Genomic DNA, 17,041 nt, shown 5'->3' on the forward strand with positions numbered 1-17,041 from the left:
GGGCGCCAAAGTTGCCATTATCCGCAGCTTTTGCTGACGTGAGGGCTTCGCCCTCACGTCAGCAAAAGCTGCGGATAACTTTCCGATCCTGATTGACGGAGATTCCGACCTTGATCGTCGCGCGGCACCTGCCGACCGGCCAAGGCAAAACCTGGACAGCGCACCGGGGCTACTCTGTTCGGCGCGTGCGCGGGATCGATGCCTACCGGTCTGCGGCGAAGGACGGCGAATGGCTGACCATGACCGAGGCGGCAGCGGCGTTAGGCGTTACAAATCACGTCATAAGACGCCTCGTCAAAACCGGCGTACTTCCTGCTGACCAAGTCGTTCGTGGCGCGCCATATCAGATCCGCTCGGCTGACTTGACCGCCGCAACTGTCAAATCTTCGGCGGCCCGAAAAGGTCGCCCGTGTCGCGACAGCGACGCCAGCACGCTTCCAATGCTTACAGATACTTGAAGAAGGAGTGCGCAATGAAACACGCTTCGTGACGCCGCGCAGCGCGTGTTCGGCAGCATTGTTGTCGATCTTGAGATGGCCATCATCGAGGTATCGGCTCAGCGCTTGCCATCGCGAAAGAGCGTACCGCATGGCGATCGCCAGATCGGATTTACGCGAGAGTTTGGACAGTGTGGCGTCCAACCTAGCGCGCAACTTGCGGATTTCGGGGTGATCGCGCCCAGGATTCCGAGATGATGCAAACTGGTTAGCGGGTCACCGGCGATAATGTTCGTTCCGTTTGGCGCTATCGTGGTCACCGCTCCGGCTTCTGGGCGTTCCACACCTCGAAGTGCGGCTTCAATTCGTCCGGGAGCGCGCCGAAAAACTCACCGTCGAGCGGGTAATGGCGCATGGTCTGCCAAACGGCATTGAGCAGTGCGATGCCCTGTTTGCGGTCTTTGGGCTTCTTCTGCGGGTTGCGTTCGGGCTTCTCGGCCATCCAAAGCTTCTGCAGCGCGAACCATCGCGGGTCCGGGACTACCATGCGCGCAGCTTCCCCGTCACGCACGCCGACGACGCGATCGATCGGTCGACCGTTGAGCAGCCATTCCTGCTCCGGAAGCGGTACGGGACGTGGTTTGTCGCGCGCGGCCTGCCCTTTGATGCGGCTCGGTGCCGAGAGAATCTCGACTTCATAGGCTTTGGCGTTCCGTGCTTGGAAGGGGCGTTCGGGATTGACCGAAAAGGTCATGTCGACTTCCTTGAGGACCTTCCACAATGTCGGTCGGTCTTCCTCGGCCTCTGTGGCGGTCAGCGCCATGTCGAAGTCCATCGTTTCGTCCGGGGCGTCGCGGATGAACCCGTTTGCCTCTAGCGCATAAGCGACCAGCGCGTTGGTGCCGACGACCATCGCCTGACGCCCCAGGAAGCGCATGCGGTCGGCCTCGCGCAGGATCTTCCCTGCTTCCACCGGCAGCATGGGAAGACGCAGCGCGCGGTAGAGGCTTCCGAGTTCCCTAAGCGTCGCCCTGCTTTGCGCGAGCCGATCCTTCAGCTCGGCCTTCTCCGCCCTGTACTGGTCGAATTCTTCCTGCTTTCCCGCATCGAGTGGCCCCTTGCTCTTCATGGTGCCGAGCCGATCGGTCACTTCGTACAAATATTCCCGCCCCGAGACCTCCTTGATGCGCATATTATAGGGCATGTCGTTGATCGTCCGCAGGCTCTCCATCCAGACCTGATAGGCCTGCTCGAGGTTGACGATCACTCTTGCCTGTTCGTCAGAAAACGCCTGAACAGCCATGATTACCCTGCAAATCCGTGATTTCGCACAATTGCAGGGTAAATGGCGCAATAGCAAGCATTACCCTGCAAATAGTCGAGTTGGCGCGAACGCGGGGTAATGCCATGCCGAGGGCCCCTTCAAACGGCTAAAAAAGTTCGCGCACGCGACCTCGCCCACGCGAAGTCGCCCATCGCAAGCCCAGCGAGCGTATTGCGAGCGCAACGCCAACTCGCTGCTATAAAAAAGGGAGGTTGCGGATTGAAACGGCGCGTCATCCACTGCGACGGGCAAATAGGTATCCAGCCGAAAAGATGGCTCTGACGATCAGGCTCAGCACCCCCACCAAGGTGGCCGGGAATTTCTCGGAATGGTGGCCGGGATCACTCCGGAATCCCGGCCGGGATCACATCGGAATACCGACCGGCTTCACCTCGGATTCCGCATCCCAGTTCGACCATGTTCGCCACGTCGCGCGTTTTGCTGCCTATCTTGGACGGCCTCACGATACCGCGACGGCGGAGGATCTGCGGCTATTTCAGGTCGAACGGCGTGATGCGGGTCTGGGTGTGCCGACCATGAACAGTATTGTTTCAGCGTTACGCTTCTTCTTCACGCACACGATTGACCGGCCTGATCTTTCCCGCAAGCTCCATACGGTCAAGAACCCTCGTTCGCTGCCCATTGTTCTCAGCCCCGATGAGGTTGCGCGCCTGCTCGGGGCGACCACCTGCCTCAAGCACAAGGCGGCGCTGTCTGTCGCTTATGGCGCTGGCTTGCGTGCCGCCGAGGTGACGATGCGCAGAATGGACGGTGCTGGGAGCGCGCTTGTTTGCGGTTCGAGGAAAAAGTTATCGGACCCGCTCAATGCCACAGGAAAAGGCCGCCCTCGTGTTTCGCGGGATCGATCTGCGCTACGATGATACCCGCCACGTCAGGGATACTGAAGGTGCTTACAGAGCGAGTCCCGCCAACGCTTCAGCTGCGGCGTGACGGCTTAGGTGACCATAGTGGCGTTCAATCATTTCGGCGCTTGTGTCGCTGATTTGCGCCACGGCCAATAGCGGCAAGCCGCCGTTCACCAGGTCGGTGATCGTACTGTGACGGAGCGTATAGGCGGTCGTTCCAACCGGCAGCTTCGCCAAGACGACAGCCTCCGCGATCGGCCTTTTCCAGGATTCCTTGTCCCAGGGCTTGCCGTTAACGCGCGCCAGTAACGGCGCGGCGGGCGGCTTACCCTTCGCCTGGGTTGCCAGAAACTTGGCGGCAGCGACGGGTACGAGGATACGGCGAGGCTTGCCGCTCTTGTCCTTGCCGATGCTCAATTCGGACGTTCGCTTATCAAAATCACCGGCGGTCAGGCCGGCGACGGCGCCCGGTCGCAGGGGAAGCAAGCAAAGCGTTCGCACGAAGGGTTCGGCTTCCGGGTCGATTTTTTCCAAAAGCGCGCGTCGCTGATCGCGATCCAGATAGAGGGTGCGTTGCCGCTCGGCATTCCGAATCGCCCTCAGCGCCTCTTGCCATGCGGCTTCGGTGTCGGGTGCGCCCGGCACCAATATCTTGTTCAATGCTGCGCGAAGCATTGCCATGTCACGGTTGATCGAAGAGGGCGCGCGCTGGCGGGTGACCTGCGGACCCTTTTTCCGCCGGGTGACCAACGCGGGTTTTCCCTCCAGCCGTTGGCGCCACGCCTGCAAATGATGCCGGCGAAGCTTCGCGAGCTTCACAGTCGCGATCGGATCGGAATAGATGTGGCGCTTGAACCGGCCCGCAGCGTCTGGATGCGAATTCGCATATAGGCGGCACGCCTCCTCGACGGTCTCGACTATCTCCTGGATATGCCCGCCCGATTCCACTAAGGCGGCGAAGGCTTCCGCTTCCTTCTTCGCAACTGCGAATCGATCGCGCCCGGGAAGAGTGCCAAAATCGCCCAGCGCCTTGAGGCGGTAACAGCAATGATCCTCGTCGTAGGCGCGAGCGATCCAGGTTCCCACCCCCTCTTTGGTCGAGGGTCGATAGCCCAAAAAGCAACCGGGCCTTATGCGCTGCCAATATGGCTCGCGCTGGCTGCGAAGCGCTTCCCGTTTCTTCACTATGCTCAGGTCCAGCGTCATCGCCGATCTCCGCATCGATTCCGTACGGAAAAAGTACGGAAAACATAGTCGAATATAGTTAGACGGCTTGAGATTTAAAATCAAGCAATTCTAATAGGTTAGAAGTTTCGTATAATTTCAGAAACCCCCATTCCTCTGCCCTCCGAAGGCAGAGGCCACTGGTTCGAATCCAGTCGGGTGCACCATCTTCCCAATACCGTGGTTACAGGTAGCCGCAGACCGGAAATACGCGGCGGCTCCGGCCGGGTCTCATCGGCACTTCGCTTGAGGAACACCCGGACGTAGCCACGCCCTTCGCCGGTCGGCACCGTCCTCCGGCATTGTACCGCCGTCAGTTCCTTCCCATATACCATACATCGCGCCAACGCTCCGGGCCAGGCGACGACTGAGAGATGTGATGCTCCCGCTCGAATTGGGGTGCGCGCATGTCTCGAGCCATAAATCTGAGTGTTTCCCCAGCGGATGTGACCGCGATGTGCGACCGGCACAACGTCGGCATCAGCGCCATTGAACCGCTTCCAGACGGCGGAACCCGTGTCGTGCTGACGAATGCGGCCGGTGCCGCGACCATCGCGACCCTGTTCAAGACCAAAGTCATCACCGGCACGGTACGGCGCACCGCGTTCTTCGCTGGCTGATACCTGTTTGCGCACCTCAAGACGATAAGGAACACATCGTGGCCAAAGCCCAGAAACGTGGAAACAAAGAACTCCGCAAGCCCAAGAAGGTCGAGGTCAAGCCGATCGCGGCGGCAGCATCGGAGAAGAATGCCGTCAAATTGAACGTCAAATCGTAAGGGTTTGATTTGAACGATTAAGCGATGCCGGTCGGTGTGATTCAGCCCGCTTCACAAAGAGGCGGATGGATCACATGGGCTGGTGTCGCCAGGGCCGCCGGCGATGGACCATGTCATCGCGGTACTATTGCGGCCCCGGCCGGTCGTTCGCGAATACGGCGACGGGCGTCACCGCTGCCCGTCAGGGATATCCGCCGCGCGCGCTTCGCGCTGCCGACCGAGATGGCGGTGGATCGTGCTGCGATGAATTCCCAACTGCCGTGCCGCCTTGCTGACGTTGCCGCGTGCCTCCACCAGCGCGGACTCGATGAGTTCAGCATCGCGTATCGCGAACGCGCTGTTTTTATGGCCGAAACTGTCTTCGAAATGCGCGTTGCCCAGCCCCGATCTCTCTGCAGGCGCGTCCCATCGGCCGACCGCGCTGGCGCCAGTCCCCAGCCGCAATTCCAAAACCGCGCCATGATGCGCGCGTTCTTCGAACAACTCCTCGATAGAGCTTTCATCGAGGGCGTCCCAATGACGATCGACCAGCGCCAGGCCGCGGCGATTGCCGGCCACCAGCCGATCCTCGCGAAACACCAGAATGCCTTCCCGACTGCTGCCCAGCATCGCGGGATCGTCATGGAAGCGCAGCACGCGGCAATCATCGAACCGTTGTCGGAAGAGCCGATGCTCGATCTGGTCGACCGCCATGCGGATCATGCCGAGTGCGTGGCCGTGGCCGATCGCGGACGGACCCGAAATGTCGAGCGCGCCGATGATCGCGCCGCGTGGGTCCATGATCGGCGTGCAGGCGCAACTGAGGACACCATGCCCGGCGAAGAAATGCTCCGATCCGTGTACGGCAACCGGCTTGCGCTCGGCGATGGCGGTGCCGATCGCGTTGGTGCCGGTGCTCGCCTCCTTCCACGATACGCCCGGTTGCAGTGCGACCTGCGCCGCGCGCGCAGCGAAGCCGAGGTCGCCCAGCGTATCGAGGATCATGCCATCGCCATCGGCGAGGATCACGACGCTGCCGGTCTCCCGCGCCTCGCCGGCCAGCGTTTCCAGTTCGGGCCGGCAGAGGCGGCGCAGCGCATTGTGCCGGTCTCGCAAGGCCCGCAGATCGCCTTCGGGGAGCGGCGCGAGCGACGGCAGCAGGCGTTGCCCCAGGCCGAGATCGGTGCAGCGAATCCACGATTGCAGCACCGGCGGCCGCACCGTCATGACGGGCAGGCGGCCCTCCCCGAAAAAGGCTTCGCGTGCCGAATCGATGCCGACGGTGTCCATCGCTGCTCCAACTCTCCTGCGTCTCGCGGCGCGGTCTTGTGCCGCATCCCTAACCGATACTAGCGCGTTTCGCGCCGACACCAAATGTCCGACTCACCGGATCGCGCCGCGCGGTACGCCGGCGGCGGCCACCTGTCGCACCATGCGACACATTGGCGACCAAGGTGTCGCGCGCTGCGCCAGATGCGTCATGTTCCACGCAAAAATTCCGTCGCGAACCGTGCCGCGTCGGGGTCTGCCGATTGTCAGCCGGCACGACAAAGCGTCTCCTTAGTCCAACAACAAAGACGAGGAGAGGCACATGACGGTCCATCAGCCCATCACGGCGCGCAAGGCGCCGTTCAAGACGCGATACGGCAATTTCATCGGCGGCGCCTGGGTCGAACCTGCTGACGGCCGCTATTTCGAAAATCGCTCGCCGATCGACGGGCAGGTGATCTGCGAGGTTCCGCGCAGCAATGCCGCCGACATCGAGCGCGCGCTTGACGCCGCACATGCCGCCAAGGATGCGTGGGGCCGCACCAGCCCGGCCGAGCGCGCGCTGATCCTGCATCGCATCGCCGATCGCATGGAGGAGTGCCTCACCGAACTCGCCACCGCCGAAACGTGGGACAATGGCAAGCCGATCCGTGAGACCACCGCCGCCGACGTTCCGCTCGCGATCGATCATTTCCGGTATTTCGCCGGCTGCATCCGCGCGCAGGAAGGCGGCATTTCCGAGATTGACCACGATACCGTCGGATATCATTTCCACGAGCCGCTCGGCGTGGTCGGGCAGATCATCCCGTGGAATTTCCCGCTGCTGATGGCCTGCTGGAAACTGGCGCCGGCGCTCGCGGCGGGCAATTGCGTCGTCATCAAGCCGGCCGAGCAGACCCCCGCTTCGATCCTCGTCTGGGCCGAACGGATCGGTGATCTGCTGCCGCCGGGCGTGCTCAACATCGTCAACGGCTTCGGGCTGGAGGCGGGCAAGCCGCTCGCGCAGTCGCGGCGCATCGCCAAGATCGCTTTCACCGGCGAGACGTCGACGGGCCGGCTCATCATGCAATATGCCTCGGAAAGCCTGATCCCGGTCACGCTCGAACTGGGCGGCAAGAGCCCCAACATCTTTTTCGCGGATGTCGCCGACGAAGACGACGACTTCTTCGACAAGGCGATCGAAGGGTTCGCCATGTTCGCGCTCAACCAGGGCGAGGTCTGCACCTGCCCGAGCCGCGCGCTGATCCACGAGCGTGTCTATGATCGCTTCATGGAGCGCGCGATCAAGCGGGTGGAGGCGATGGTGCAGGGCGATCCGCTCGATCCCGCGACGATGGTGGGCGCGCAGGCATCCTCCGACCAGATGGAGAAGATCCTCTCGTATTTCGATATCGGCCGCAGCGAAGGCGCCGAGGTGCTGACCGGCGGGCGCCGCAACGTGATCGACGGGCTCGACGGCTATTACATCAAGCCGACCGTGCTCAAGGGCGACAACACGATGCGGGTTTTCCAGGAGGAGATTTTCGGCCCGGTCGTATCGGTGACGACGTTCAAGGACGATGCCGAGGCGCTGTCGATCGCCAATGACACGCTTTACGGGCTCGGCGCCGGCGTGTGGACGCGCGACGGCACCCGCGCCTACCGCATGGGCCGGGCGATCCAGGCGGGCCGCGTGTGGACCAACTGCTACCACGCGTACCCTGCGCATGCGGCGTTCGGCGGCTACAAACAGTCCGGCATCGGCCGCGAGAACCACAAGATGATGCTCGACCATTACCAGCAAACCAAGAACCTGCTGGTCAGCTACAGCCCGAAGAAGCTCGGCTTCTTCTAAGGTTTCCCAATTCCAACTGAAAGGAACTGTCATGGCAAAGACCATGAAGGCTGCCGTCGTGCGTGCATTCGGCAAGCCGCTAACCATCGACGAAGTCCCCGTGCCCGAGGTGAGTGACGGCATGATCCAGGTCGCGATCCAGGCGTCCGGCGTGTGTCACACCGATCTCCACGCCGCCGAGGGCGACTGGCCGGTCAAGCCCAACCCGCCGTTCATTCCGGGGCATGAAGGCGTCGGCTTCGTCTCTGCGGTCGGCAAAGGCGTCAAGCACGTCAAGGAAGGCGACCGCGTCGGCGTGCCGTGGCTCTACAGCGCTTGCGGGCACTGCGTGCATTGCATGGGCGGCTGGGAGACGTTGTGCGAGAGCCAGCAGAATACCGGCTATTCGGTCAACGGCGGATTCGCCGAATATGTCATCGCCGACCCCAATTACGTCGGCCATCTGCCCGACACCATCGGCTTCAACGAGATCGCGCCGATCCTGTGCGCGGGCGTGACAGTCTACAAGGGCCTGAAGATGACCGATACCAAGCCGGGCGATTGGGTGGTGATCTCCGGCATCGGCGGCCTCGGGCACATGGCGGTGCAATATGCGGTCGCGATGGGCCTCAACGTCGCCGCCGTGGATGTGGACGATGCCAAGCTCGATCTCGCCCGGCGGCTCGGCGCGACGGTGACGGTAAACGCCCGCCACGGCGACCCCGCCGCCGCGATCAAGCGTGAGACGGGCGGCGGCGCACAGGGCGCGCTGGTGACGGCGGTCAGCGAGAAGGCGTTCGAACAGGCGATCGGCATGATCGCAAGGGGTGGCACCGTCGCGCTCAACGGCCTGCCGCCGGGCGACTTCCCGCTCAATATCTTCGGGATGGTGCTCAACGGCATCACGGTGCGCGGCTCGATCGTCGGCACGCGGCTCGATCTCCAGGAATCGATCGATTTCGCCGCCGCCGGCAAGGTCAAGGCGACGATCTCGACCGCGCGGCTGGAGGATGTCAACGATGTGTTCGCCCGCATGCGCAACGGCCAGATCGAAGGCCGCGTCGTCCTCGACCTGACCGCCTGAGGCGCGTGGCCGGGGTCTCGCGCCATCGCGACTCCGGCCACGCTCGACCTGCCCGCGCCAGATGCGCGAACGTCCGCCCCGCACGATTTCATTGCTTTTCGCCACGAAGGCGCGCATGGATCCGGGGCTGACGTCGCATGCGACGGATATTGGGCCGCTCTGGCCTCCCTTTGTCCCTTTCTAGCCTCACTAAAGCCGGGTCGCGCCGCGTTTGGCGCGTGCCCGTCATCTCCAATGACAAGGGAACTCCCAATGGTCACCGGCACCGTGAAATTCTTCAATATCGACAAGGGCTATGGCTTCATTCAGCCGGAAAACGGCAGCGGCGACGCTTTCGTCCACATCTCGGCCGTCGAGCGCGCGGGCATGAGCACGCTCGATAAGGACCAGCGCATCTCCTATGAGCTGGAAGCCGACAAGCGCGGCAAGATGTCGGCTGTGAACCTGCAGCAGGCCTGACCCGATTCGGAGCGGCGCCGTCACGGCGCCGCTCCGCTTTCTCTTGCGGATCGGGCCTGAGCCCGCGCCGCCGCTATATCGTTGCGATTGGCGCCCGGCGAACCTTTCGCACCGGGGCGAAATCGCGCGCCTGAATGACGCTGCCGATGATGGAGGGCGATGCCCCTCGCAGCGGCCAAGGTTCCGAACCGATCGGCTTGCGCGGCAAGTCGAAGATCCTACCGGATAAAGGAAACGCCATCATGGCAGCGAAAGACATTCGATTCTCGCGGGCCGCCCGTGAGAGCATTGCACGCGGCGTCGATATCCTTGCCGACGCGGTCAAGGTCACTCTGGGGCCGAAGGGTCGCAACGTGCTGCTCGACAAGGGCTACGGCGCACCGCGCATCACCAAGGACGGCGTGAGCGTCGCCAAGGACATCGCCCTCAGCGATAAATTCGAAAATCTCGGTGCGCAGATGATCCGCGCGGTCGCCTCGCGCACGCAGGATCATGCCGGCGACGGCACCACCACCGCCACCGTGCTCGCCCAGGCGATCGTGCGCGAAGGCATGAAGTCGGTCGCCGCCGGCGTCAGTTCGATGGATCTCAAGCGCGGCATCGATCTCGCCGTGGTGAAGGTCGTCGCGGCATTGAAGGCGCAATCGCGCCCCGTTTCGAACAGCGACGAGATCGCGCAGGTCGGCATCATCTCCGCCAATGGCGACGAGGAGATCGGCCGCATGATCGCGGCTGCGATGGACAAGGTCGGCAAGGAAGGCGTGATCTCGATCGAGGATGCGCAGGGCATGGCCTTCGAACTCGAAACCGTCGACGGCATGCAGTTCGATCGCGGCTATCTCTCCCCGTATTTCGTCACCAATGCCGAGAAGATGACGGTCGAGCTGGAACAGCCCTATATCCTCATCCACGAAAAGAAGCTGTCGGACCTTCAGACGCTGCTCCCGATCCTCGAAGCCGCCGCCCAATCGGGCCGCCCGCTGCTGATCATCGCTGAAGACGTCGAAGGCGCTGCGATCTCGACGCTCGTCGTCAACAAACTGCGCGGCTCGCTCCAGATCGCGGCGGTCAAGGCACCCGGCTTCGGCGACCGGCGCAAGGCGATGCTCGAGGATATCGCGATCCTGACCGGCGGCGTGGTCGTGTCGCCCGATCTCGGCATGAAGCTCGAAACCGTCACGCTCGACATGCTCGGCACCGCGCGGCGCGTGACGATCGACAAGGACACCAGCACGATCGTCGGCGGCGCCGGCGATCCCGCTGGAATCGCGGGCCGTGTCGAGGCGATCAAGCAGCAGATCGCGCTTACCGACAGCGACTATGATCGCGAGAAATTGCAGGAGCGGCTTGCCAAGCTGGCCGGCGGCGTTGCGATCATCCGCGTCGGCGCCACCACCGAGGTCGAGATGCGCGAGCGCAAGGACCGCGTCGACGACGCGCTCCACGCCACCCGCGCCGCAGTCGAGGAGGGCGTGGTTCCCGGCGGCGGTACGGCGCTGCTCTATGCGTCGCGCACGCTCGCCGGGCTGACCGGCGAGAATGACGACCAGACGCGCGGTATCGATATCGTGCGTGCGGCCTTGTCGGCGCCGCTGCGCCAGATCGCCGAGAATGCCGGGCATGACGGCGGCGTCGTCGCCGCGCGCCTGATCGAAGGCAACGACCCGGATACCGGGTTCAACGCGCAGACCGAACGCTACGAGAATCTGGTCGCGGCCGGCGTGATCGACCCCACGTTGGTCGTCCGCTCGGCGCTTCAGGATGCCGCATCGGTGGCGGGAATGCTTCTCACCACCGAGGTCGCGATCGTCGATTTCACCGAACATTCGCCCGGCTCGCCCATCACGGCAGGCGCCGACGGCTTCTGACCCAAGCATTCACACAAGGAAACCATCATGTCCAAAGCAATCACCCGCCCGTATCTGGTCTGCAAGGACGATGATGGTGTGTACCGCGTGACCGTCAGGACCACGCGCTACAATTCGCAAAACTACCCGCTCGTATCGAGCGAAATGCTGGACGATGTGTTCAAGACGCAGACCGCCGCCAAGACCTTCGTCCGTGAGACCTACCGCGCCGAACCCGGCGATATCGCGTTTAAATAACGGCGGCCCAACGATCGGATTGGCCTGTTGAAAGCGAGTCCGATCATCCGGCGTCCCTGATCCCGGCGGCTTCGCCCTGCGCTGTTGCGCACGGCGCGCGCCGGTCAGACCCTGTCTGCAACCCATCGAACAGCGCAGTCCGCTGGCGGCTGCCGGTCTTTGCGACGTCGGCCTCGCCGGCTGCGGCAACGCGAACGGCCCCTTGAACGGCACGGCCTGACATCCATATACCATCCAAACAGATGGTAAGGATCGTAAGGTGGCCGAAATTCACGCGTTCAAGCCCAAGGCCGACAGCGAGAAGATCACCATCAATCTCGGCTATGTCGATCTCGGCCATATCGATCTGATGGTGCGCGACGGCTTCTATGCGAACCGTACCGACTTTATCCGCACCGCGATCCGCAACCAGCTCGAACGCCATCGCCAGGCGACCGAGACATCGGTCGTGCGCAAGCGGCTCGATCTCGGCATCAGCTATTTTTCGCGCGCTCAGCTCGAAGCGGTGCGTGATGCGGGCGAAGTGCTCGAAATCCGCGTGCTCGGCCTCGCCAGCATCGATCCCGAGGTTTCCCCAGACCTCGCCAAGGCGACGATCGCGTCGCTCACCATCCTCGGCGCGCTGCACGCGAGCCCGGCCGTCAAGGCCGCGCTTGCCGACCGTATCGCCTGAACCTTCGCAGGATATTTTGACATGGCATTGAAGACATCGATGGAAGAGGCGCTCCGCCTGACCCGATCGGGCAAACTGGCCGAAGCGACGGCCTTGCTCCGCTCCGCCTTCACAAGCAGCGGCGGTGCGCCGTCCCCGGCAAGCGTGATAGGCGGCAAGCTGATCGAGAACCTTCCCTTCGCGCGGACGAAAGCCGAACAGCCCGCGCCAGCCGAGCCTGACGCCGACGCCCGCTTCGAGGAGCGCAGCTACACCGGCCCCGAAGGCACGATGCACTACCGGCTGTACCGCCCCGGGCAGGCGAAAGCGGGGATGCCGCTGGTCGTCATGCTGCACGGCTGCACGCAATCGCCCGAGGATTTCGCGCGGGGGACGGGCATGAACCGGCTGGCCGACGAACGCGGTTTCCTCGTCGCCTATCCGCGCCAGACCCAGGCCGCCAACGCGCAGAAATGCTGGAACTGGTTCAAGCCGGGCGACCAGCAGCGCGATCGTGGCGAACCGGCGCTGCTCGCCGGCGTCACCCGGCAGGTGATCGCCGCCGAGCATGTTGATCCGGCGCGCGTGTATGTCGCGGGCATGTCGGCGGGCGGCGCGGCGGCGGCGATCATGGCGGCGGAATATCCCGATCTCTATGCCGCCGTCGGCATCCATTCAGGCCTCGCCTGCGGCGCCGCGCGCGATTTGCCGAGCGCGATGACCGCGATGCAGAGCGGCGGCGGCACGCGTTCGGCAGGCAAAGGACGGCGCTTCGTTCCCGTCATCACCTTCCACGGCGACCGTGACGCGACGGTCAACGAGGTCAACAGCCGCGAGATCGTCGCCGCCGCCGCTGCCGTCGCGCCGACGCCGCTCACCGTGAAGACCGAGAACCTCCGCAATCCGACCGGACGCTCCTACACCCGCGAAACCAGCGCCGACGCGCACGGCACGGTCCTGATCGAGCGCTGGACAATCGCGGGGTCAGGCCACGCCTGGTCGGGCGGGGACGCGTCCGGCTCCTACACCGACCCGGCCGGCCCCGACGCCTCGCGCGAAATGGTCCGCTTCTTTCTGGAACGAAAACGCGCCTGATCCTCCCCGCAAGCGGGGAGGATCGCCCTCACGAAGCCACCATCTCCGCGATCTTGGCGCTCAGCGCCTCGATCGCGAACGGCTTGGTGATCATCGCCATGTTGGTGCCGAGAAATCCGGCACGGATCGCGGCGTTCTCGGCATAGCCGGTCACGAACAGGATCGGCAGGTCGGGCCGGTGCGCGCGCGCGACTTCGGCGAGCTGGCGACCGTTCATGCCGGGCAGCCCGACGTCGGACACCATCAGGTCGATATGCTGGTCCGATTGCAGGATCGGCAGCGCGCCATCGGCATCGCTCGCCTCGATCGTCTGGTAATGCAATTCCTCAAGGACGTCGCGCACCAGCAGGCGCACCGACTGGTCGTCCTCGACCAGCAGCACCGTCTGGCCATGTCCGTCGATCACCAGCGCCGGCGCGTCAGACCCTTCCGCCACCGCCGACGGCTCGGCGACCGGCAGATAGATCTTCACCGACGTGCCCTGTCCCGGGCGGCTGTGGATACGAACCTGTCCGCCCGATTGCCGAGCGAACCCATAGACCATCGACAGGCCAAGCCCGGTGCCCTGGCCGGTCGGCTTGGTCGAGAAGAACGGCTCGAACACCTTCTCCAGCACCTCGGGCGGCATGCCGACGCCGGTATCGGACACGCCGATCATGATGTAGCGGCCCGGCACGATGTCGGGCTTCACCGCCGTATATGCGGTATCGAACTCGACGACATGCGTCTCGATGGTGAGCTGCCCGCCCTCCGGCATGGCGTCGCGCGCATTGATCGTCAGGTTGAGGATCGCGCTTTCGAGCTGGTTGGCGTCGGTCATCGCGAGCGGCAAATCGGGCGCGAGCGCGAAGTCGAGCGCGATATTTTCGCGGATCGAACGCCGCAGCAGGTCGTCGAGCGATTGCGCCAGCGCGTTGACGTCGGTCGGCTTGGTGTCGAGCGATTGCCGCCGCGAAAACGCCAGCAGCCGCGCGGTCAGCGCCGCCGCGCGCTGCGCGGAGGTCGCGGCGGCATCCATGAACCGTTCGAGATCGTCGATCCGGCCGGTTGCGAGCCGCCGCTTCATGATGTCCATCGCGCCGATCACGCCGGTCAGCATATTGTTGAAATCGTGCGCGATGCCGCCGGTGAGCTGCCCGACCGCCTCCATCTTCTGGCTCTGCCGCAACGCCGCCTCGACCCGGCTGCGGCTCGCCATCTCGGCTTCGAGCTCAGCGGTGCGCTCGGCGACCTTCTGCTCGAGCGTGCGGTTCAACTGGTCGCGCTGCTCGCCCTCGCGCCGCAGCGCCGCCTGCGATTCGGCGAGCGCCAGTTCGGTCTGCTTGCGCGCGGAGATATCGACCACGGTGCCGAGAAAGCGCACGCGCCCGGTCTCGTCGCGGATCGTCCGCCCGCGCGCGTCGATCCACCGCGTCACCTTGTCCTGCAGGCCGACGGTGCGATATTCGATGGTGTATTGGCCGTCGCTTTTCGGATCGAGCGACCGCGCGACCGCAGCCAGCGCGCGCTCGCGATCGTCCTCATGCAGCCCGGCGACGAACGATCCCTGATACGTTACCTCGGCGTCGGCCGGCAGCCCGAACAGCGCCTTGCAACGCGGGTCGTAAATCAGGACATCGCTCTCGGGATCATATTCCCATGTGCCGATGTCCGCCGCGCCCGTAGTCAGCCGTAGCCGTTCCTCGTTTTTCGCCAGATCATGCAGCCGGTCGCGCATGTCGAACTGCCGCTGGCGCGATCGCATCGCCGAGCCGATCGCGCTCAGCAACGAGGCGGTGCCGAGCGGCCGTTCGAGCACGACCGTGTTCGACAAAACCTCGGCGATCCGCAGCCGCGCCCGCTCGCTCGACCGGCCCTCGATATCGCGACGCGAGGCGAGCAGGATGAACGGAATGTCCGACCAGGCGGGTTGTGCGTCGAGCGCGGCCTGCAACGGCTCCAGCCCGCCGCGCAACGCCTCCTCGGTAATCAGCACGACGCCAGTGTGATCGTCGAGCGCGCTGGCAAGCTCCCCCACGCTCGCGCAGATACAGGCGTCATACCCCTGCGCCGCCAGCAGCGCCGACACGCTCGCGGCATCGCGCCCATAGGGCGCGCTGACGAGAACCCGGTGGCCGAGCGGAGCGCGCCTATGACTCAAACCGGTCTTCCATCAGCGGATTGTCGGCGCCGACATATTCGGGCGTTCCGGTCATCACCCCCCGGAACTCGGTCAGCGGTTCGCCGAGGCGAACCCCGCGCGCGTCGATGCGAAGCTCGCGAATGGCGTCTTCATGCGGGCCAGCGCGATTCTTGACGACCGAGATCGCCTTGCGCAGCCGCCCGCCCGCCTCGAAGAAGCGCAGCAGCACCACTGCATCGGCGACGTAGGAAACATTGAGGTTGGTCGCCATCGTGCCCAGCAGCCCCTGCTGCGGGTTGATGAGGAAGGTCACCACGCCTTGCTGGCTGAGATAGGAGATCAGCTCGTGCATTTGCAGGATGAGTTGCTGCTCCTGCGGCATCGCCGCCATATAGCCGTTGAGGCTGTCGAGCACGATCGTCCGCGCGCCGCGCCCCTCAACTTCGCTGCGGATACGCGCGGCGAACTCGCCGGGGGAAATCTCTGCCGGATCGATCTGCTCGATCCTGAGGCACCCGTTGTCGAGATACTTTCGCAGATCGAGATTGAACGCCTTCGCGCGCGCCAGCAACGTGCCGATCCGCTCGTCGAACTGGTAGATCGTCGAACATTCGCCACGCTCGCAGGCGGCGTGGACATATTGCAGCGCGATCGTCGTCTTGCCGGTGCCCGCCGCCCCGGTCACGAGCGTGCTGGTGCCCCGCAGTGGCCCGCCAGCCAGCAAGGCGTCGAGTGCAGGCACCCCGCTCGCGACGGGTTCGGCGCTATACTCTTTATGGTGATCGGCGGCGATCAGCCGGGGGAACACGTCGAGCCCGCCCTTGCGGATCACGAAATCGTGATAGCCGGCGATGAAATCGACACCGCGCAGCTTCTGCACCTGCAACCGCCGCCGCGCCGAGCCGAAATCGAGCGTCAGCCGCTCAAGCGTGATGACGCCGTGGCAGAGGCTGTGCAGTTGCGAATCGCGACCGTTGACCGATCCGGTCATGTCGTCGACCAGCAGCACCGTGCCGCTGCGCCCGGCGAAGAACTGTTTCAGCGCGAGCACCTGCCGGCGATAGCGCAGCGGGTCTTGCGCGAGCAGCCGCATTTCCGAAAGGCTGTCGAACACCACCCGCGTCGGTTTGACCCGCTCGACCTCGTCCTGGATGAGCTTGATGGTCTCGCCCAGCTCCATTTCCCAGGGGTGGAGGATCGACTGGTCGCGCGCGTCGCCGAGCATCTCGGATGCCGAACTGAATTCGAAGATCGCGAAATCGTCGATGCTCCAGCCGTGCGACGCCGCGACGACCGCGAGTTCCTCCTTGGTTTCGGACAGGGTGATGTAGAGCACCGGCTCGCCCTGCGCGACGCCCTCGCGCAGGAACTGAAGCGCCAGCGTCGTCTTGCCCGCGCCGGGCGCGCCTTCGAGCAGGTAGAGCCGGCTCGAAGGCAAACCGCCCTTCAGGATCGTATCCAGACCGACATTGCCCGTGGATATTATAGTGCTGCCCGACATTCGCCCCGCCACCCGCCGGAGAATACCGGCCCAAATCACGCCCGCCATCGAGCAAAATCATCGTCTGCAAGATCAAGTGCAGAGGTGAACGTAAATAACTTGGATCAAGCAAAAAAGATCCAACCGCTGTTTGCGTGGGCGCACCGGCCCGTTTCGCCGAGTATCCAGGCACCGTGCGCAGGCCAAAGCATCGGCTTAGGGGCTATGATCTTTGAAGGCGGGGAAATGGTGCCCGGGGACGGAGTCGAACCGCCGACACTGCGATTTTCAGTCGCATGCTCTACCAACTGAGCTACCCGGGCATGATCCGTTTCGGATCGGGGAGGCGCGTCC

General features: G+C 64.0%; 14 protein-coding genes, 2 tRNA genes and 2 pseudogenes. 11 read left to right on the forward strand and 7 right to left on the reverse strand.

All coding sequences use genetic code 11. From position 1 onward, the window contains the following. Positions 1-239: 239 nt before the first annotated feature. Positions 240-458, forward strand: a complete 219-nt coding sequence (locus EWE75_RS25675) for a helix-turn-helix domain-containing protein (RefSeq protein WP_231708479.1) — start codon at positions 240-242, stop codon at positions 456-458. A gap of 30 nt (positions 459-488) precedes the next feature. On the opposite strand, the pseudogene EWE75_RS20135 reads toward EWE75_RS25675, so the two are convergent. Next, positions 489-662: pseudogene (locus EWE75_RS20135) on the reverse strand (IS66 family transposase); the annotation flags it as partial. Positions 663-753: 91 nt separating this feature from the next. After that, the gene (locus EWE75_RS20140; protein WP_130159898.1) at positions 754-1,740 is read right to left on the reverse strand and encodes a GSU2403 family nucleotidyltransferase fold protein; all 987 of its coding nucleotides are present in this window, start codon (positions 1,738-1,740) and stop codon (positions 754-756) included. Positions 1,741-2,165: 425 nt separating this feature from the next. Here EWE75_RS20140 and EWE75_RS20145 point away from each other — a divergent pair. Then, a pseudogene (locus tag EWE75_RS20145) lies at positions 2,166-2,528 on the forward strand (integrase); the annotation flags it as partial. Positions 2,529-2,672: 144 nt separating this feature from the next. On the opposite strand, the gene EWE75_RS20150 reads toward EWE75_RS20145, so the two are convergent. Beyond that, positions 2,673-3,833: a tyrosine-type recombinase/integrase gene (locus tag EWE75_RS20150; protein ID WP_130159899.1), complete on the reverse strand. Its 1,161-nt coding sequence runs from the start codon at positions 3,831-3,833 to the stop codon at positions 2,673-2,675. Positions 3,834-3,917: 84 nt separating this feature from the next. Between EWE75_RS20150 and EWE75_RS25150 the strand changes: the two genes are divergently transcribed. Together EWE75_RS25150 and EWE75_RS20155 are read left to right on the forward strand one after the other, a co-directional pair. After that, positions 3,918-4,018, forward strand: a tRNA-Arg gene (locus tag EWE75_RS25150). 240 nt (positions 4,019-4,258) lie between these two features. After that, positions 4,259-4,471 (forward strand): hypothetical protein, encoded by a 213-nt coding sequence (locus EWE75_RS20155; RefSeq protein WP_130159900.1) that lies wholly within the window; start codon positions 4,259-4,261, stop codon positions 4,469-4,471. Between the two features lie 326 nt (positions 4,472-4,797). Here the strand turns inward: EWE75_RS20155 and EWE75_RS20160 are convergent, their stop codons facing one another. Beyond that, the gene (locus EWE75_RS20160; protein ID WP_130159901.1) at positions 4,798-5,898 is read right to left on the reverse strand and encodes a sigma-54-dependent Fis family transcriptional regulator; all 1,101 of its coding nucleotides are present in this window, start codon (positions 5,896-5,898) and stop codon (positions 4,798-4,800) included. Positions 5,899-6,199: 301 nt separating this feature from the next. Between EWE75_RS20160 and adh the strand changes: the two genes are divergently transcribed. The 7 genes from adh to EWE75_RS20195 all read left to right on the forward strand — a co-directional run bounded on the left by adh (position 6,200) and on the right by EWE75_RS20195 (position 13,085). Then, the gene (gene adh / locus EWE75_RS20165; protein WP_130159902.1) at positions 6,200-7,711 is read left to right on the forward strand and encodes an aldehyde dehydrogenase; all 1,512 of its coding nucleotides are present in this window, start codon (positions 6,200-6,202) and stop codon (positions 7,709-7,711) included. 31 nt (positions 7,712-7,742) lie between these two features. Beyond that, entirely contained in the window at positions 7,743-8,774 is a 1,032-nt protein-coding gene (gene adhP / locus EWE75_RS20170; protein ID WP_130159903.1) for an alcohol dehydrogenase AdhP, read from the forward strand. A gap of 252 nt (positions 8,775-9,026) precedes the next feature. Continuing rightward, a complete protein-coding gene (locus EWE75_RS20175) occupies positions 9,027-9,233 on the forward strand; it encodes a cold-shock protein (RefSeq protein WP_069204975.1) in 207 nt (68 codons plus the stop codon). A gap of 242 nt (positions 9,234-9,475) precedes the next feature. Further along, positions 9,476-11,101 carry a chaperonin GroEL gene (groL, locus tag EWE75_RS20180; protein WP_130159904.1) on the forward strand — a complete coding sequence of 542 codons (1,626 nt, stop codon included), beginning with the start codon at positions 9,476-9,478 and terminating at the stop codon, positions 11,099-11,101. A 27-nt stretch (positions 11,102-11,128) separates the two neighbouring features. Further along, the gene (locus EWE75_RS20185; RefSeq protein ID WP_130159905.1) at positions 11,129-11,338 is read left to right on the forward strand and encodes a hypothetical protein; all 210 of its coding nucleotides are present in this window, start codon (positions 11,129-11,131) and stop codon (positions 11,336-11,338) included. 259 nt (positions 11,339-11,597) lie between these two features. Further along, positions 11,598-12,011 (forward strand): CopG family transcriptional regulator, encoded by a 414-nt coding sequence (locus EWE75_RS20190; RefSeq protein WP_130159906.1) that lies wholly within the window; start codon positions 11,598-11,600, stop codon positions 12,009-12,011. Between the two features lie 21 nt (positions 12,012-12,032). After that, positions 12,033-13,085 carry an extracellular catalytic domain type 1 short-chain-length polyhydroxyalkanoate depolymerase gene (locus EWE75_RS20195; protein ID WP_130159907.1) on the forward strand — a complete coding sequence of 351 codons (1,053 nt, stop codon included), beginning with the start codon at positions 12,033-12,035 and terminating at the stop codon, positions 13,083-13,085. A gap of 28 nt (positions 13,086-13,113) precedes the next feature. Here EWE75_RS20195 and EWE75_RS20200 read toward each other — a convergent pair whose 3' ends face one another. From EWE75_RS20200 to EWE75_RS20210, 3 genes are all read right to left on the reverse strand, one after another. After that, the gene (locus tag EWE75_RS20200; RefSeq protein ID WP_130159908.1) at positions 13,114-15,225 is read right to left on the reverse strand and encodes an ATP-binding protein; all 2,112 of its coding nucleotides are present in this window, start codon (positions 15,223-15,225) and stop codon (positions 13,114-13,116) included. After that, on the reverse strand, positions 15,215-16,708 hold the full coding sequence (locus tag EWE75_RS20205) for an ATPase domain-containing protein (protein ID WP_130159920.1): 1,494 nt from the start codon (positions 16,706-16,708) through the stop codon (positions 15,215-15,217). The genes EWE75_RS20200 and EWE75_RS20205 overlap by 11 nt, the downstream gene beginning before the upstream one ends. 226 nt (positions 16,709-16,934) lie before the next feature. Then, positions 16,935-17,010, reverse strand: a tRNA-Phe gene (locus EWE75_RS20210). Between the last annotated feature and the right edge of the window lie 31 nt (positions 17,011-17,041).

This window comes from Sphingomonas populi (assembly GCF_004208535.1).
In the GTDB taxonomy this organism is placed as follows: Bacteria; Pseudomonadota; Alphaproteobacteria; order Sphingomonadales; family Sphingomonadaceae; genus Sphingomonas; species Sphingomonas populi.

Bases quoted from the DNA above. Each gene is read 5' to 3' on its own strand.
- EWE75_RS20205 (WP_130159920.1), bottom strand. From the start codon at position 16,708: ATGTCGGGCAGCACTATAATATCCACGGGCAATGTCGGTCTGGATACG.
- EWE75_RS20150 (WP_130159899.1), bottom strand. From the start codon at position 3,833: ATGACGCTGGACCTGAGCATAGTGAAGAAACGGGAAGCGCTTCGCAGC.
- adhP (WP_130159903.1), top strand. From the start codon at position 7,743: ATGGCAAAGACCATGAAGGCTGCCGTCGTGCGTGCATTCGGCAAGCCG.
- EWE75_RS20160 (WP_130159901.1), bottom strand. From the start codon at position 5,898: ATGGACACCGTCGGCATCGATTCGGCACGCGAAGCCTTTTTCGGGGAG.
- EWE75_RS20185 (WP_130159905.1), top strand. From the start codon at position 11,129: ATGTCCAAAGCAATCACCCGCCCGTATCTGGTCTGCAAGGACGATGAT.
- EWE75_RS20140 (WP_130159898.1), bottom strand. From the start codon at position 1,740: ATGGCTGTTCAGGCGTTTTCTGACGAACAGGCAAGAGTGATCGTCAAC.
- EWE75_RS20175 (WP_069204975.1), top strand. From the start codon at position 9,027: ATGGTCACCGGCACCGTGAAATTCTTCAATATCGACAAGGGCTATGGC.
- groL (WP_130159904.1), top strand. From the start codon at position 9,476: ATGGCAGCGAAAGACATTCGATTCTCGCGGGCCGCCCGTGAGAGCATT.
- adh (WP_130159902.1), top strand. From the start codon at position 6,200: ATGACGGTCCATCAGCCCATCACGGCGCGCAAGGCGCCGTTCAAGACG.
- EWE75_RS25675 (WP_231708479.1), top strand. From the start codon at position 240: ATGACCGAGGCGGCAGCGGCGTTAGGCGTTACAAATCACGTCATAAGA.
- EWE75_RS20155 (WP_130159900.1), top strand. From the start codon at position 4,259: ATGTCTCGAGCCATAAATCTGAGTGTTTCCCCAGCGGATGTGACCGCG.
- EWE75_RS20195 (WP_130159907.1), top strand. From the start codon at position 12,033: ATGGCATTGAAGACATCGATGGAAGAGGCGCTCCGCCTGACCCGATCG.